Raw genomic sequence first — 16,184 nt, 5'->3', positions numbered from 1 at the left:
CATTTGATAGTCACGCTGCCAAAGGCATTCGCTTCGAGGCACATCAGTTGCTCTGCTGCACCTCAAGCAGATCTTGCAAACGGTCGACCACCGCCCAGAACGCCATGGGTTCGTGTGTCGGGTAGGGGTAATGCCCCAGGTTCAAATCAATCGAAGCGCCGCGTTCGCGCAGGCGTTGCTCGACGAGGGTTCTTACTGAAATCGGCTGGCCACTGGCGCAATTGATCACGCCGCTGAAGTCGCGTTGATGCAGAATCGCGGCGAGGTAACCGGCAGCGGTCTCGATTGGCAGAAAGTCGCGCAACTGCTCGCCGGCCGACATGTTGAACGACGCCTCACCGGCATCGACTGCACGGTCTAGCGCCGCGAGCAAACTGTTGGGGTTCTGCCCTTCGCCGTGCAGGTAAAACAGCCGCGCCCATTGCAGGGTGAACGGATGCTCTTGCTGCAAGTTCTGCAAAAACAGGTGCAAGGTGTGCTTGGCCAGACCGTACGGATTGCTCGGACTTGGCTCGGTGTTTTCGCTGAGCGGGCCGCTTTGCATGCCGTACTCGAAGCAGGTGCCGGTGACCAGAACCTGCTTCACCCCCGCCTCGACCGCACGCTTGATGAAGCGGTAATCGGCCATCAGGTTGTGCTCGAAATGGAACAGCGCCCGATAGTTCGGCAAACCCGGCCAGGCCAGATGAACCAGCGCATCAACGCCTTCGGTCAACGCGGCGATATCGAGATCGTCGGCGTGAATATCCGCCGCGACGAACTCGACATCGTTGATCCACGGCATGCCCCGCGCGGTTTCTGCGTTGCGTGCCACTGCACGAACAACACAGCCGCGCGCCAGCAATGCCGCGACCAGATGCCGACCGACGAAGCCCGTGGCTCCGGTTACTAGGACCTTCACAGCACTTTCAACTCAGGCACCGCCATCACGAAGCGGCCGTCCCACTGACGCACCTGCGCCAGTTGCTGACTGACTTCGTGCAGCAGGTTCCACGGCAGCACCAGCACGTAGTCGGGTTTTTCGATATCGATCTGTGCCGGCGCAACAATCGGGATGCGACTGCCCGGCAGAAACTTGCCCTGCTTGTGCGGGTTGGCATCGGCCACCCAGGCGAGCAGGTCCGGTTTGACCCCGGCGTAGTTGAGCAAGGTGTTGCCCTTCGCCGCCGCGCCGTAACCCACCACACGTTTACCATCAGCCTTGGCCTGCAGCAAAAAGCGCAGCAGTTCATGCTTGATTCGTTCGGCGGCAGGCGCAAGGGTCGCGTAGTACTCGGGGGTTTTCACCCCTGCATCAAGTTCAGCCTGCAACTGTTGTTGCACCGCTGGTTGCACCGGGCGACGCTCGCCGTCCTTGCGCTGCACGAATACCCGCAGCGATCCGCCGTGAGTGCTCAACTGGCTGACGTCGAAGACTTCCAGGCCGTTGCGTTCGCACAGGGTTTGCACAGCCGTCAGCGACAGATACGAATAGTGCTCGTGATAAAGCGTGTCGAACTGCGCGCCGGCCATCAGCGTCAACAGTTGCGGGAATTCGAAAGTCGCCACACCGGTCGGTTTCAGCAGTGCCGCGAAACCACCGAGGAAATCGTTGATGTCCGGTACATGCGCGAGCACGTTGTTGGCGGCCATCAGGTCGGCGCCCCAGCCTTCGCTTTTCAACTGCGCGGCGGTGTCGCGACCAAAGAACAGCTCACGAATGTCCAGCCCCTTTTCCCGCGCCGCTTGCGCGGTGCTGCGAGTCGGCTCGACGCCCAGACACGGAATACCGCGACCGGCGACGTATTGCAGCAGGTAACCGTCGTTGGCAGCGACTTCGACCACGCGGCTGTCAGCGGTCAGGCCGAAGCGTTCGACCATCTCGGCCACATAGCGCTCGGCATGGGCCAGCCAGGTGCTGGAGAACGAACTGAAGTAGGCGTATTCGGCATCGAACAGGCTGTCGGCGGAGGTGTAATCCTCGGTCTGTACCAGCCAGCATTGCTGGCACACGGCGACCTTCAGCGGCACCCATTGCTCGGACTGTTCCAGCCGATCGGCATGCACGTAGGCGTTGGACGGTGGCGAGGTGCCGAGGTCGATCAGCGGCAGGCTCAGCGGTGCGGCGCACCCACGGCAATTCATAGACGCACTCCAGCGAAGTGTTGATCGAGCGCGGGATGGCTGGAATCACGCGCTGACAAATTATTGACAGGCAACGGCCAGGCAATGGCCAGCCGTGGATCATTCACCGACAGACCGCCCTCATGCGCAGGGGCGTAATCGGCGCTGTGCAGGTAAAGCAATTCGGCGTCTTCGGTCAGCGTCTGGAAACCGTGGGCGAACCCGGCCGGAATCAACAGACTGCGACCGTCGCCGGCCTTCAGATGCTCGGCGTGCCAATGCAAAAAGGTTTCCGAGTCCGGACGCAAATCGACCGCCACATCCCACACTTCACCGCGCAGGCAGGTGATCAGTTTGGCTTCCGGCGCATTCGCGTTCTGATAATGCAGACCGCGCACGCTGCCCTTCTCGCGGGTGCAGGAATGGTTGATCTGACGTATATGAAACTCACTGCCAAACGCACTCAGACTGCCTTCGCAGAACAACCGGGCGAAGTGCCCGCGCTGATCTTCGAAGCGTTTGTGCTGGACGCTGAACAGCCCGGCCAGCGGCAATGCCTGCAAGGAAAACTCGCTCACAACGCGCCTCGGTACAGGTTCAGTTGGCCGAGGGTGACGGCGCGCATGTCGTCGCCGTTCTGCCACGCCAAATGCCAGTCGAGGGTCTGGGTCAGGCATTGCTGCAAGGTCCAGCGCGGTTGCCAACCGAGCAGTTGGCGTGCGCGGCTGCTGTCCAGACGCAGCAGACCGGCCTCGTGCAGTTCGCTCGGCTCGATGCGCAGACCGCGCGCTTGCGGCCAGCGGCTGGCGAGCAATTCGACCACTTCGCCGACGCTGCACATGTCCGCCTCGCCGGGGCCGAAGTTCCAGGCACCGGCGTACTCCGGGCCTTGCTCGTAGAGGCCGGCAGCCAGTTGCAGATAACCGGCCAATGGCTCCAGCGCGTGTTGCCATGGGCGCACTGCGTGCGGGTAACGCAGGGTCACCGGCTCGTCTGCCGTCCAGGCTTTCAGCACATCGGGAATCAGCCGCTCAGGGGCAAAATCACCGCCGCCCAACACGTTGCCGGCACGCGCCGTGGCCAAGGCCAGACCGTGCTCGGCGTACTTGTCCGCCGGGAAGAAAGACGCCGCGTAAGACTGCGCCAACAGTTCGCAACAGGCCTTGCTGCTGCTGTAAGGATCATGACCACCGAGGGCTTCGTCTTCGCGGTACGGCCACAGCCATTCCTTGTTGGCGTAAACCTTGTCGGTGGTCACCAGCACACAGGCACGTACGCAGCCGACCTGACGAATCGCTTCGAGCAGGTTGAGCGTGCCCATGACGTTGCTGGAATAAGTACCGAGCGGATCGCGATAGCCTTCGCGCACCAGTGGCTGGGCGGCCAGGTGCAGGACGATCTCCGGCTCGGTGTCGGCAATGATTTCGAGCAAGGCACCAAGGTCACGCAGATCACCGCGCTGATCATCAATGCCTTCGTGCACCCGCGCGAGTTCGAACAGGCTCGGCTCGGTCGACGGATCCAGTGAAAAACCGCTGACTTGCGCGCCGAGGCTTTGCAGCCACAGGGTCAGCCAACTGCCCTTGAAACCGGTGTGGCCGGTAACCAGCACACGCTTGCCGCGCCAGAAATCCGCACTCAGGCCCATTGCTTCCATGGGGCCTCCCCGCTCTGCCACAGTGCTTCGAGATGGTTCTTGTCGCGCAGGGTGTCCATGGGTTGCCAGAAGCCATCGTGCTCGAAGGCCTTGAGCTGTTCGTCCTGGGCCAGGCGGGCCAATGGCTCCGCTTCCCAAGTGGTGTCATCACCCGCGATGTACGGCAACACTTTTGGCGACAGTACGAAGAAACCGCCGTTGATCCAGCCACCGTCTCCACGAGGTTTTTCGGTGAAGCCAAGGACCTGATCGCCTTGGCGTTCGAGGGCACCGTAGCGACCCGGCGGCTGCACCGCAGTGACGGTCGCCAAGCGACCGTGAGCCTTGTGGTAATCGACCAGTTGGCGAATGTTCAAATCGGAAACGCCATCGCCGTAGGTGAAGCAGAACGCTTCTTCATCCTGCAGGTAACGGCCAGCGCGCAGCAGACGGCCACCGGTCATGGTTTCTTCGCCGGTGTCGATGAGCGTGACGCTCCAGGGCTCGCTGTAATTCTGGTGCACGTCCATGCGGTTTTCGCGCATGTTGAAGGTGACGTCGGAGGTGTGCAGGAAGTAGTTGGCGAAGAAGTCCTTGATCGCGTAGCCCTTGTAGCCGAGGCAGATCACGAAGTCGTGAATTCCGTGGGCGGAATACTGCTTCATGATGTGCCAGAGAATTGGCTTGCCGCCGATCTCGATCATCGGTTTGGGCTTGAGGTGCGACTCTTCACTGATGCGGGTGCCGAGGCCACCCGCCAAAATAACTGCCTTCATCGTCTCCCCTCTTGTTCTTCACCGGGCTGCGCACAGCTTTCTTGAGCGTTGCGGCCTACTGGCTAACCTTTTTGCCGGTTCGGGCGCAGGTGGGATGCCCGCGAGCGCTCGTTTTATGGCGATTTGAGGGGGACTTGCAGGAAACGCGCCATCTAGGGAAGGTGGGTGCCAGCTGGGTGCAGTCGTAAAAAAGGCGAATCCAAAATCGGGTTCGCCTTTAGCAAAGTTGCTCACCATCAATCCCGTTGCAGGATCGACAGTGCTGGATTGAGTTGTCAGCCAGACATGGCGAACGCATCGCTACTGGCGGGCATCAATCCGCCAGCCATCCGCTTTCCCAATAACGCAAGTTATCGCCACGCAAGATGTAGTCGCGCAGCACGACTTCGCGCAAATCGTCACCCATGCGATAGCTGGCGTCCGGGTCAGCCAGATGCATGCGGATTGCCTGCAGCCATTCGTCCGTGGTGTTGGTCTTGATCCGTGTGCACGGCAGATAGCCTTGGTAGGCCTCGGTGTTGGTGCAAATCACCGGATAACCGCAGGCGCCGTACTCCAGCAGACGCAGGTTGCTCTTGCAGTCGTTGAAGATGTGGAATTCCAGCGGCGCCAAGGCCAGATCGAGATTGAGGCTGGCCAGTTTCGCCGGATACGCGTCGAGGGCAATCACCCCGTGAAACTCATGCATGTACGGGAGCAGGTCGTCCGGGCACATGCCAAAAAATACCCAGTCGACTTCATCCGCCAGTTCGCGCACGACATCAGCGATCACCGCCAGGTCACCATGGTGACTGGTACCGCCGCCCCAGCCGACGCGGGGCTTTTTCGAGGTCCGGCGCTGGCTGCGCAGGTTGCTCCAGAATTCTTTGGCCAGCATGTTGGGCACTACACGAATGTCGTGATGCATATCCGACAATGCGTTGGCCAACGGCTGAGTCGAGACGACGACGCGATCGCACATGCCGATCGCACGGCGAACCAGACGCTCCATCTGATGCTTGTCCGGCATGTTGCGGATATGCGCATTGCGATGGGGAACATCGATGACGTAGTCATCCAGCTCATAGATTCGCCGCGCATTGAAGTAGTCACGCAGCACTGGCATCTCGTTGATTGGCGCTTCGGAATAACGCCCCTGCAGAACAATCACATCAGGTGACAGGCGCTCGATCTCAACAATTGGCGGCAGGTTCACGCTATAGCGAATCTGCCCCTGCACCCTGCCTGCCGCTTCGAGTTCGATCAGCGGTTGGGTCACACGATAGTGCCCGACGGCGGAGGCATTGATCGGCAGCCCGAGAATTTTCGGCAAGGAGCTATTGCTGAAAGGACTCCAACCACTGCGCAGGCCCGGCTCGAGGGTGAAACTCGAACGGGTGGCCCCATTCAACGACAGGTTGGGATTGTAGGCCGGGTCACGAGCAACCACCGGAAGCCAGCGCTTGTAGAAGGTTTTTTCCTGCTCGCTGTGTGAGATGGCGGCTTCATCAATGACCGACTCGACGGGTTGCGCGCCGAGCGCCAGCACCGCGTAAGGGGTCCAGACCACCAGATAACCTTGCCGGGCGACGCGCAGGGCCAGGTCCACTTCGTGCAGCGTGCGCGGCAGGCTCTGCTCATCCAGACCGTCAACCGCATCGAACACCGACTTGCGTACCATCAGGCAATCAGCCCCGACGGCACTCAGGTCCTGGACCGCCTGCAACCGGAACATGTACCCGGCGGACTGCATCGCCTGACCATAGAACGGCACACCGGCCGGCCCCTGCAAGCCCAGTACCAGCCCGGCATGCAAGACATAGCCATCGGGATTGAACAGCTTGGCACCGACGATGCCCACTTCCGGACGCTGGGCGTGGTTGAGCAACTCGTCAAGCCAGTCACCCTGAGTGATCACCGCAAAGGGGTTGAGTAGCAGCACGTACTCGCCCCGCGCCTGGGCAACGGCAAAATTGCGCAAGGCTGCGACGTTGCCTTGCTGCGGGTAAGTCAGCACCCGCACTCGCTCGCTGCCCAGTTGCGCCATACCGGCCAGCCAGGCTTGGGCCTCGGCTGTCTCGCTGCCGTTGTCGACCAGCAACAGCTCGTACTCGCTGTACGAAGTTTTTTCCAGCAGGCTCTCGACACAGCGCTGCAGCGCCGAAATCTTGTCGCGGGTAGAAATGATGATCGAGACCAACGGCCGGCTCACGTGCCGGTAATCGACTCGATTGAGCAGCTCGACGCTGCCGCGACGTATGTCGTGGGCGATCCCCAGACGATCAAGATGGGTCGCCAGCAATCGCGCGTTGTTCTCGGTCACTTCAGGCAGCGATAGCCACTTGGCCAAATCGAATGTCGACTCGATGGCAATCTCGGCCAGATGCCCGACCACCTGAGTGCCCTGATCTTCAACCATTCGCCACAACAGGTCGTGAGGCGCCAACTCAGTGAACGTCGAATCGAACCCGCCGAGCGCCACAAAGGCATTACGCTGGAACGCCAGGGCACGGCCGACATAAGGAAAGGTGCGCATCAGGTCGAGGTTGAAGTCGGGCTTGAATGCCGGTTCCACCGACTCACCCGCCCGCAAACTGCCTTCATCACTGTATAGACACTGCAAATCACTGTTGAAGGCGATTCGCTCGGCCATCATCAGCAAGGCAGGAGGCACCAGACGATCACCGGCACGCAGCAGATAAAACCAGTCGGCTCCCTGCAACTGTGGCAGCAATTCATTGATCTGTTGCAGGCGATCGTCCTGCAGCGGCAAATGGAACACACGTCCGTCCAGTACCGGCTCAGCGCAACTGGAAGACAACACCAGTGTCAGCTCGGGCGCATAGACCTGCGCGGCGAGACTCTCCAGCGTACGTTCCAGCGCTGCAGAACTGCCCTGATCATCAACCACGATGGGCACGATTCGCGGCGTGGACGGCCAGCCTGCCAGCGTGTCCGGCAACAGTCTGCGCTGAACGCCAGTGAGCGTGCGGCACTCCAGCCATTGCGTATAGAGCTCGGAAAAACTCAGGCTGCTACTGCCAACCGCCCATATCTGAGCGCTCTGTTTGGTACCGAGCGTGCGGCTCAGCGGCAGTTCTTCCCAGACCCGTGGCGAATCGTCTGCCTTGGGTATCGGCACATAACGCACCCAACCCTTGGCAGGCGCAGATTCTCCGCTGCGCGCCTTAAGCATTTGCATCAGCCATTGCCGCTCGATTTCGAGCGCGTCTTTCATGGCTTGCTGGCCGCTCAGACGATCGGGATACAGGCGTTCGACACTCAAAACATGGTTGGACATGACCACGTTGCCACGCCGCATCAGACACACAAACAGCGCAAAATCGAGGCTCGCCACAAAGCAGTGCTCCGGCTGCGTCAGCGCCGGCAACAACTCCAAAACATCGGTGCGACGAAACATGGCACTGCTGAAACCACCCAGGATGTTCGACGGGAACGCCTCGAAGATTGCCAGCAAGTCTTCACCCTTGAACAAACCACTGATCGGTGACAGCGGCGTATTTTCCAGACGTGAAGGCAGCACCATGTCGTCGGCGTCCCAGAGCAGACGCTGGGCCAGCACCAGATTGACCTCGTCACGTTCGGCCAGCACGCGAGCCTGATACTCGATACAACTGGCAAACAGATGATCGTCGTCACACAAAAACTTGATGAACTCGCCCTGAGCCTGATCCAGGCAGGCTTTCAGGTTGCCGATCATTCCCAGCGTGTGCGGATTACGCACGTAACGCACGGTGACGCCGGACTGCTCGACAACCGACGTAACGATGTCTTCGATCTCACTGCCGCGACTGTCATCGCACACAATGATCTCAAGATTGCCATAGCCCTGACTGACGGCACTGCGCAACGCCCGCTCGAAAAAACGCGAATTGAAGGCAGGAATAACAAGGCTGACAAGGGGAAGTGAATTCACGGCGGACTCGCAAGCGGCGGGACCCCGCCCGGAACAGCGAGCCCTCTGAAACCGCGAAAAAAGACATTGGAAACTAAAGAGCCGAGCTAGCGGGCGCTTGCGCGCCCGTTACCGTCAGATCTTGTTGAACAAACCCAACTGACTGATCTTGCTGAACGCCAGTTGCGCGGCCTGCAACATGGTCTGTTGCAAGGTCAGGCGGGTCATGACTTCAGCCGGGTCCGAATCACGGATCGAGCCTTGGGTCGTGGTGTTAGCCGTGCTCAGGCTGTCGTTGGTGACGGATTGCATATCCAGCGACTGGCCACGGGCACCGATGGAGGTGACAGCGGTGCCGATCTGATTGGTGGCGGCGTCGATGTTGCCGATACCGGCTTCCATGGCGCCCTGCAGTTTCTGCTTGGCCACCGGGTCGCCATCGATCGGCGTGTTCAGCGCGGTAATCATCTGCCCCAGAGTGTCGAGCACGTTCTGAGTTTGGTGATTGTTTGGCTGAATCGAGAATTGATCGCCGGCTGCCGGGGCGCTACCTAGAGCGAACGTCACACCGGCTGCCGTCGCGTTGCTACCGGCCACAGTGCCCGAAGACACAGGCTTGCTGTCAGCAGTCACCGGCGCCGCGTACAGGTCGAACGCAGTGGCGCTGGTGAATTTGAGGATCGCCCCGCCCTGCGGAAATGCCGCGGTGTAGGCCGCCTGGTCGGTGATGCTGGAACCGGTGATCACCGCCGTCGAAGGGTTTCCCGGGCTACGCGACGTGGTGAACGTGTCCGGTGTCACCGCCAGTTGAAAACTGTGCCCGGCAATGACCGCATCCGGGTTGGTGTCACCGGCCTTCAGGTTGATGTTCAGCTTCATGTCGACACCGCGGAAGCTGAAGCTCTGGTTGCTGCCGCTGGTGTTGCTGATCACGCCGTTCTTGCTGGCGTCAGCAGTCACGTCGTTACCCAGGGCGTCGGTAATCTTCATCTGCGTGCTGCTGACGAATTCGACGGTGTACGGCTGACCGCTGGCGAACTTCGAGTTATAGGTGGCAGCGGTGCCAACGGTACCGTTGGACAACACGACGCGACCATCATCCACCGCGGGGGCAGTCAGGCTGGTGTTGGTGCGACCGGTGTTGATGGTCTGCTGGAATGCATCCCAACCGGTGGTATTGGTGCCGACCGTCAGGCCATCGCCGATGCCCAGATTGATGGTGGTCTGGTCACCGTTGTAGCTGTAGGTGCCGTCGGTGTTTTGCGAATACGGCGCGGTGTCGGTTTTCGAACCGGAGAACAGGTAGTTGCCGTCGGCATCCTTGGAGTTCATCAGGCCCAATACCTGTTTCTGGATCTCGCCCAGTTCCGACGCGTAAGCCTGGCGATCCTTGTCGGTGATCGTGCCGTTGTTGGCGGCCAGGGACAGTTCCTTGGCGCGGCTCAACGCCGTGGTGATGGCATCCAGCGTGGATTCCTGCACGGTCAACGCACTCTTGGTGCTGCTGATATTGGTGGTGTACTGCTCCAGCATCGCGGCCTGCTGACCCAGTTGCAGCAGGCGACCGGCACCGACCGGATCATCAGCGGCGGTGTTGATGCGTTGCAGGCTGCTCGCCTCGCTGGCGCTGGCCAGCGCCTTGTTGAAGTTACGCTGATAGTCCGCAGCTTGCGTTCCGTAATACTGGGCGGTGGAAATGCGCATGAATTACGACTCCTTAAAGGCTGTTGATCAGCGTGGCGAAAGTTTCCTGCGCAGCTTTGATGATCTGCGAAGACGCTGTGTAGTACTGCTGGTATTTGACCAGGTTGCCGGTTTCTTCATCCAGGTTGACCCCGGACAGCGAATCACGCGCACCGGCAGCCTGCGTCAGGATCGCCGTAGTGGCTTCCACGTCTGACTTGCCTTGTGCGGTCTTGGTACCGACGTTGGTCACGAGTTTGTTGTAGGCGTCGGTCAGGCTGATGCCCTTGCTCGCCGAACCGGTGTCGACGGTCTGTTTGGTTTGCAGGCCAACCAGCGCCTGGGCATTGCGGTTATCCGAAGAGGCCGCGCCGGTCATGTTCATGGTGAAGGTTTCGCCAGCCTTCGGCGTGCCGCCGACGGTGGTCTGCACGGTGAACGTCTTCTGCACGTTAGGCGTGACCGAGGTATCCATGATCTTGGCGCCGTTGGCATCGACCATGCCCACTTTCAGGTCGAGGGTGTTCGCCTGCCCCGGAACGATCGTACCGGAGCTGATGAGCCCGCCCTTGGCGTCGACCATGGTGTACGGCTGGCTGCCGCCGCTCGCCTCGCCGAACACCAGTTTGACCGGCGTCGAATATTTCAGCGCAGTCTGCATTTCGGCCTGAGCGGCCGGGTTGTAGATGTTGATCTTGTCGGTGAGCGTCGGCTGGGTGTAGGTGCCGGAATTATTGGCGCTAGCGACACCGGTCAACGGGCCCGCTGCAGCAATTTTCTTCGGATCGGTCAGTACGGTCTGGATGCTCGCTGCCGCATTGCGCGTCGGCGTCACTTTGAAGCTGTCGCCCGCGCTCAACGCGCCGCCCTTGAGGGCCAGACTGAAGCCGTCGATCACCGGCGGTGGCGTCGTGTTGGTGCTGAACGTCCCCATGTCGGTGCCGTCGGAGCGTTTGACGCTGTAATCGGTGGCGCTGGTGAACGTCACCTGGTAATCGCTGGTGGTCAGCTTGCCGGTGTCCTTGATGGTGACATCAAGGTTGCCCGAGCCTGCGCTGTTGCCCGACTGCGCAATACTGCGCTGACTGATCAGCGCGGCACTGTTGATATTGTTGAAAATCGCCGCGCCGAAGTCACCGTTCTTGTCGATGCCCTGGGCTTGCTGGCTGTTGATCTGATCGGCGATGACCAGCGCTACACGCCCCAGCTCGTTGAGCGACGGGTCGAGCACTTCTTTGCGATAAGTCAGCAAGCCACCGATTTCGCCACCGTTGATCACCGAAGTGATGTCGATGGTGCTCGAACCGCGATCCATCTGGATGCCCATGCGCGTCGGGTCATCCTTGCTCGGCACGGTGCTGAGGGAGTTGGTGGTGTTGCCGATGACCAGCGGCTGGCCGCTGCCGACATACACATCGAAACTGGTGCCACGCTCGACTACTTGCGCGCCGGTCAGTTCGGACAACTGACGCACGGCCTCATTACGGCTGTCGAGCAAATCGTTCGGCGCACCGCCGCTGGTGGAGATCTCACCGATCTTCTGGTTGAGCGCGGCGATCGAGTTGGCCAGTTTGTTCACCTGGGCGGTCATGTCGCTCAGGCTGCCGTTGATCGTGGTGTTCTGGTCGTTCAATTGCTTGGCGATGGAGTTGAAGCGACCGGTCAGCGCCTGTGCGCCAGTCAGCACCGATTGACGGGAAGTGTCATCGGTGGCCGAAGTCGATACGCCCTGCATCGAGGTGAAGAATTTCTGCAACACACCGGTCAGGCCGGTGTTGACGTCGGACAGCGTGCCGTCCAGCGGTTTGGCTTGCGCCAGAAACGACGCCGATTCGCTGTTGAGCGAAGTCGCGGTGTGCAACTGGGTTTCCAGGTACGAGTTGTAGACCCGGCGCACGTCGGCCAGGGTGGTGCCTGTGCCGATGAAAACGCTGCCGTACTGCTGCGAGGATTTGGTGCCCTGCACGGTTTGCTGGCGCGAATAACCGGCGGTGTCGACGTTGGCAATGTTGTTGCCTGTCGTAGCCAAAGAGGACTGGCTAGCCGACAGCCCCGACATCCCGATATTGAGCAAACTCATGGTTCAGACCTTATACCTTGTGCCTTATAAAGGCGTGGTGGAAACGCCCGCCGCAGCGTAGTTTTCAAAACTGTTCATCTGCTTGGCTATCTGCGAAATCTTGCTCGCGTAGTTCGGGTCGGTTGCGTAACCGGCCTTCTGCAACTCGCGTACAAACTGTTCTGGGTTATCGGCCGACTTCAGCACTTCTTGATAGCGATTATTGGACTGCAGCAAAGTCACCAGATCGTGGAAGCTGTCCTTGTACGAGGCATAGGAACGGAACTCGGCCGTCTCCTTGACCATCGCGCCATTGCGGAACTCGCTGGTGATTGCCCGGGCCGAATCGCCCTGCCAGTTGCTGCTCGCCTTGATGCCGAACAGGTTGTGGCTGCTGCTGCCATCCTGCGCGCGCATGACCGATTTGCCCCAACCGGTTTCCAGCGCGGCTTGCGCCACCAGGTAACGCGGATCGACGCCGATACGGTCGGCGGCTTCCTTGGCCATCGGCAGCATGGTGTTGACGAATTCGTCGGCAGAGCTGAAGGCTTTTTTCGCCGGTGCCAGCGGAATCTGCGCCACCGCACGACCGTAAACCTGCATCTGGCCGCCTGAGGCTTTCTCGGCCTCCGCACGCGCCAGCCAGTCGCCGTTGTACAGCGGGCCTGTGCCAGTGATGGCAGCAGTCGTGGCGCGTTGCGGCAATTGAGTTGTCGCGGCAGGCGTTGCCGACGGCACCAGCCCTGCGAGCAAACGATCAGCCAGTTTCGGCGGCAAGGCCAGACGGCGCTGGTTGATCAGCGCCATGTCATTGCTGTGCGCGAGCTGGGTGTTCGGCGCATGCACCGCACGCGAGGCCCACAGCGGGCGCTCGCCATTGAGGCGTGACAACGGGCCAGTGCCGACGGTGCCGGCCGCAATCGGCGTGGCGACATTAGCGGCAGCGGCTTTCGCGGCTTCCTGCTTGGCAGCGGAGGCAGCTTCAGCTTCGCCCGGCGCCATCGGTTTGTTCTTCGACATCTGGCGCATCAGCACGTCGGCCAGGCCAATACCACCGCCCTCGCGGGACATGGAAACGGCCAGTTGCTGGTCGTACATTTCCTGATACTGCTTGGCCGCCGGCGTGTTCAGCGGATTGTCTTCGCCCAACGCATTTGTGGCAGAGCGCATCGACTTGAGCATTTCACCGAGGAACAGCGATTCGAACTCCTGCGCAACTTTGCGCATGTTCGCATCGCTGTCCTTGTCACCGACCTTGAGCTGATTCAGACGATTGAGATCGGAGTAGGAACCCGAATCGCTGCTGCCGACCAGACCGCTTTTGCGCATATCCATAGTGGCCGTCCTCAGATCACGATCAGGTCGGCTTGCAACGCACCGGCCTGTTTCAATGCTTCAAGAATCGCCATCAGGTCGCCCGGTGCCGCGCCGACCTGGTTCACCGCACGAACGATCTCGTCGAGGGTGGTGCCCGGGCCGAACTTGAACATCGGTTTGGCTTCCTGTTCGGCATTCACTCGCGAACGCGGCACAACAGCGGTCTGGCCGTTGGACAACGGACCTGGCTGGCTGACGATCGGGTCTTCGGTGATGGTCACGGTCAGGCTGCCGTGAGTCACGGCGGCTGGCGAAACCTTCACGTTCTGGCCGATGACGATGGTGCCGGTGCGCGAGTTGATGATGACTTTGGCGACGGCCTGACCCGGATCGACTTCGAGGTTTTCCAGGATCGACAGATAGTCGACACGCTGGCTCGGATCGAGCGGCGCGGTCACGCGAATCGAACCGCCGTCGATGGCTTGTGCGACGCCAGGGCCGAGCATGTCGTTGATCTTGTCGACGATGCGTTTGGCGGTGGTGAAGTCGGAGCGATTGAGGTTCAGCGTCAGGCTGTTGCCCTGGTTGAAACCGCTCGGCACCGAACGCTCAACCGACGCACCGCCAGGGATGCGACCGGCCGACGGAACGTTGACGGTAATCTTCGAACCGTCACGACCTTCAGCGTCGAAACCACCGACAACAAGGTTGCCCTGAGCAATGGCGTAGACGTTGCCGTCAATACCCTTGAGCGGGGTCAGCAACAGTGTGCCGCCGCGCAGGCTCTTGGAGTTACCGATCGACGAAACGGTGATGTCGACCTGCTGACCCGGCTTGGCGAACGCTGGCAGATCGGCACTGATCGACACCGCCGCGACGTTCTTCAACTGCACGTTGCCCGATCCCGGCGGCACCTTGATGCCGAACTGCGAGAGCATGTTGTTGAAGGTCTGCAGGGTGAACGGCGTCTGCGTCGTCTGGTCACCGGTGCCGTTAAGCCCGACCACCAGGCCATAGCCGATCAACTGGTTGGAACGCACGCCGGAAATACTGGCGATGTCTTTCAACCGTTCGGCGTGTGCAGTGAAGGCCACCGACAACATAACGGCAGCCAGCATGAGGCTCTTGAAATTCAACGTAGCCACCTAGAAAGGGAACAGCGGGCTGAGGAAGAAGCGGTCGAACCAGCCTGGCTGACTCGTGTCGGCAAACGCGCCGGTACCCGAATAGGTGATGCGAGCATCGGCGACGCGAGTCGACGACACGGTGTTGTCGGTGGCGATGTCATCGGCGCGGACCATGCCGGCGATGCGCACCAGCTCGTCGCCGGTGTTCAGCGTCAGCCACTTCTCGCCACGCACGGCGATGATGCCGTTAGGCAAAACATCGGCGACGGTTACGGTGATCGAACCGGTCAGGCTGTTGCTCTGTCCCGACTTGGCGTCACCCTTGGTCGAGCGGTCGGCGCTGTAGCCCGCGTTCAGGCTCAGGTCGCCGCCACCAATCGGGTTGTTGGTGGTCAGGCTGGAACCGAACAACGAGGTCAGGCCGATCGAGTTGTCGCTGTTCTTGTCCATCTGCGAGTTGGCATTCTTGCTCGCTTGGGTGCGCTCGTTCAGGGTGATGGTGATGATGTCACCAACCCGGAATGCCTTGCGGTCGCTGTACAGGTTCTGCTCGAAACCGGCCTGATAGATCGAGCCATTGTTGGCAGCCGCCGGCAACGGCGTGCGCGGCAACACCGGAGCGTAGTAAGGGTCATTGGGCTTGGGCGTCGGAGCGACGCAGCCCGCGAGCGAGACGACCCCACTCAATGCCAGAACAGATACAAAGCGATTCATGACCCTACCTCACGGTGTTGCAGGCGACCTCATGGCCGCCTCATAGACTTGATTACAGATTCTGCGTTACGAACGAGAGCATCTGGTCGGCGGTGGAGATCACCTTGGAGTTCATCTCGTAAGCGCGCTGAGTGGTGATCATGTTGACCATCTCTTCAACGGTGCTGACGTTGGACGTTTCCAGCGTGTTCTGCAGCGTGGTGCCGAACCCGGCCAGGCCCGGAGTACCGACCTGCGGCGCGCCGGAAGCGGCGGTTTCCAGGAACAGGTTGTTGCCCACGGCTTGCAGACCGGCCGGGTTGATGAAGTCAGCGGTCTGCAGGTTGCCGATCACTTGCGAAGCGGCGTTGCCCGGCAGCGTGACGGAAACGGTGCCGTCATTGCCGACGGTGAAGGTTTGCGCGTCGTTCGGGATAACGATCGCAGGCTCCAGAGCGAAACCACTGGCGTTGACGATCTGGCCATTGGAGTCGAGGTGGAACGTACCGTCACGGGTGTAGGACGTGGTGCCGTCCGGCTGCAGGATCTGGAAGAAACCGCGACCGTTGATGGCCATGTCCAGCGGTTGCTCGGTGGTCTGCAGGCTGCCGGCGGTGAAGTTTTTCTGGGTGCCGACGATGCGCACACCGGTACCCACTTGCAGACCCGACGGCAGTTCGCTGTCCTGAGTCGACTGGGCGCCTGGCTGGCGTTTGATCTGGTACAGCAAGTCCTGGAACTCGGCGCGGTCACGTTTGAAACCCGTGGTCGAGACGTTCGCCAGGTTGTTGGAAATGGTGGTCAGGTTAGTGTCCTGAGCGGACAGACCCGTTTTGGCAACCCATAGAGCCGGAAGCATTCGATTCTCCTCGTGCGCCTGTTTTACGGCGCGACG

General features: G+C 60.6%; 12 protein-coding genes. All 12 read right to left on the bottom strand.

Annotation, left to right across the window (positions count from 1 at the left end):
• Positions 1 to 43 precede the first annotated feature (43 nt).
• The 12 genes from H8B20_RS02150 to flgG all read right to left on the bottom strand — a co-directional run bounded on the left by H8B20_RS02150 (position 44) and on the right by flgG (position 16,148).
• Positions 44 to 901, bottom strand: coding sequence for an NAD-dependent epimerase/dehydratase family protein (locus H8B20_RS02150; protein ID WP_210622226.1), 858 nt, complete (start codon positions 899 to 901; stop codon positions 44 to 46).
• Positions 898 to 2,124 carry a class I SAM-dependent methyltransferase gene (locus H8B20_RS02145; RefSeq protein ID WP_210622225.1) on the bottom strand — a complete coding sequence of 409 codons (1,227 nt, stop codon included), beginning with the start codon at positions 2,122 to 2,124 and terminating at the stop codon, positions 898 to 900. Before H8B20_RS02145 ends, H8B20_RS02150 begins: the two co-directional genes overlap by 4 nt.
• Positions 2,121 to 2,681, bottom strand: coding sequence for a dTDP-4-dehydrorhamnose 3,5-epimerase family protein (locus H8B20_RS02140; RefSeq protein ID WP_042558197.1), 561 nt, complete (start codon positions 2,679 to 2,681; stop codon positions 2,121 to 2,123). Before H8B20_RS02140 ends, H8B20_RS02145 begins: the two co-directional genes overlap by 4 nt.
• Positions 2,678 to 3,760 carry a CDP-glucose 4,6-dehydratase gene (rfbG, locus tag H8B20_RS02135; RefSeq protein ID WP_150594276.1) on the bottom strand — a complete coding sequence of 361 codons (1,083 nt, stop codon included), beginning with the start codon at positions 3,758 to 3,760 and terminating at the stop codon, positions 2,678 to 2,680. Before rfbG ends, H8B20_RS02140 begins: the two co-directional genes overlap by 4 nt.
• Positions 3,742 to 4,515: a glucose-1-phosphate cytidylyltransferase gene (gene rfbF, locus H8B20_RS02130; protein WP_210622224.1), complete on the bottom strand. Its 774-nt coding sequence runs from the start codon at positions 4,513 to 4,515 to the stop codon at positions 3,742 to 3,744. Before rfbF ends, rfbG begins: the two co-directional genes overlap by 19 nt.
• A gap of 313 nt (positions 4,516 to 4,828) precedes the next feature.
• Positions 4,829 to 8,431 (bottom strand): glycosyltransferase, encoded by a 3,603-nt coding sequence (locus tag H8B20_RS02125; RefSeq protein ID WP_210622223.1) that lies wholly within the window; start codon positions 8,429 to 8,431, stop codon positions 4,829 to 4,831.
• Positions 8,432 to 8,545: 114 nt separating this feature from the next.
• Positions 8,546 to 10,114 (bottom strand): flagellar hook-associated protein 3, encoded by a 1,569-nt coding sequence (locus H8B20_RS02120; RefSeq protein ID WP_210622222.1) that lies wholly within the window; start codon positions 10,112 to 10,114, stop codon positions 8,546 to 8,548.
• A 13-nt stretch (positions 10,115 to 10,127) separates the two neighbouring features.
• Positions 10,128 to 12,173: a flagellar hook-associated protein FlgK gene (gene flgK, locus H8B20_RS02115; RefSeq protein WP_210622221.1), complete on the bottom strand. Its 2,046-nt coding sequence runs from the start codon at positions 12,171 to 12,173 to the stop codon at positions 10,128 to 10,130.
• A 24-nt stretch (positions 12,174 to 12,197) separates the two neighbouring features.
• Complete coding sequence (gene flgJ / locus H8B20_RS02110) at positions 12,198 to 13,487, bottom strand: flagellar assembly peptidoglycan hydrolase FlgJ (protein WP_042558190.1); 1,290 nt, start codon at positions 13,485 to 13,487, stop codon at positions 12,198 to 12,200.
• An 11-nt stretch (positions 13,488 to 13,498) separates the two neighbouring features.
• The gene (locus H8B20_RS02105; RefSeq protein ID WP_228732622.1) at positions 13,499 to 14,587 is read right to left on the bottom strand and encodes a flagellar basal body P-ring protein FlgI; all 1,089 of its coding nucleotides are present in this window, start codon (positions 14,585 to 14,587) and stop codon (positions 13,499 to 13,501) included.
• 27 nt (positions 14,588 to 14,614) lie between these two features.
• A complete protein-coding gene (flgH, locus tag H8B20_RS02100; protein WP_042558188.1) occupies positions 14,615 to 15,310 on the bottom strand; it encodes a flagellar basal body L-ring protein FlgH in 696 nt (231 codons plus the stop codon).
• A 52-nt stretch (positions 15,311 to 15,362) separates the two neighbouring features.
• The gene (gene flgG, locus H8B20_RS02095; RefSeq protein WP_042558187.1) at positions 15,363 to 16,148 is read right to left on the bottom strand and encodes a flagellar basal-body rod protein FlgG; all 786 of its coding nucleotides are present in this window, start codon (positions 16,146 to 16,148) and stop codon (positions 15,363 to 15,365) included.
• Between the last annotated feature and the right edge of the window lie 36 nt (positions 16,149 to 16,184).

The organism is Pseudomonas sp. P42, from assembly GCF_017973755.1.
Lineage (GTDB): Bacteria > Pseudomonadota > Gammaproteobacteria > Pseudomonadales > Pseudomonadaceae > Aquipseudomonas > Aquipseudomonas iridis.
The sequence above is the reverse complement of the archived record's forward strand: the minus strand, read 5'-3'. Positions and strand labels throughout refer to the sequence as shown.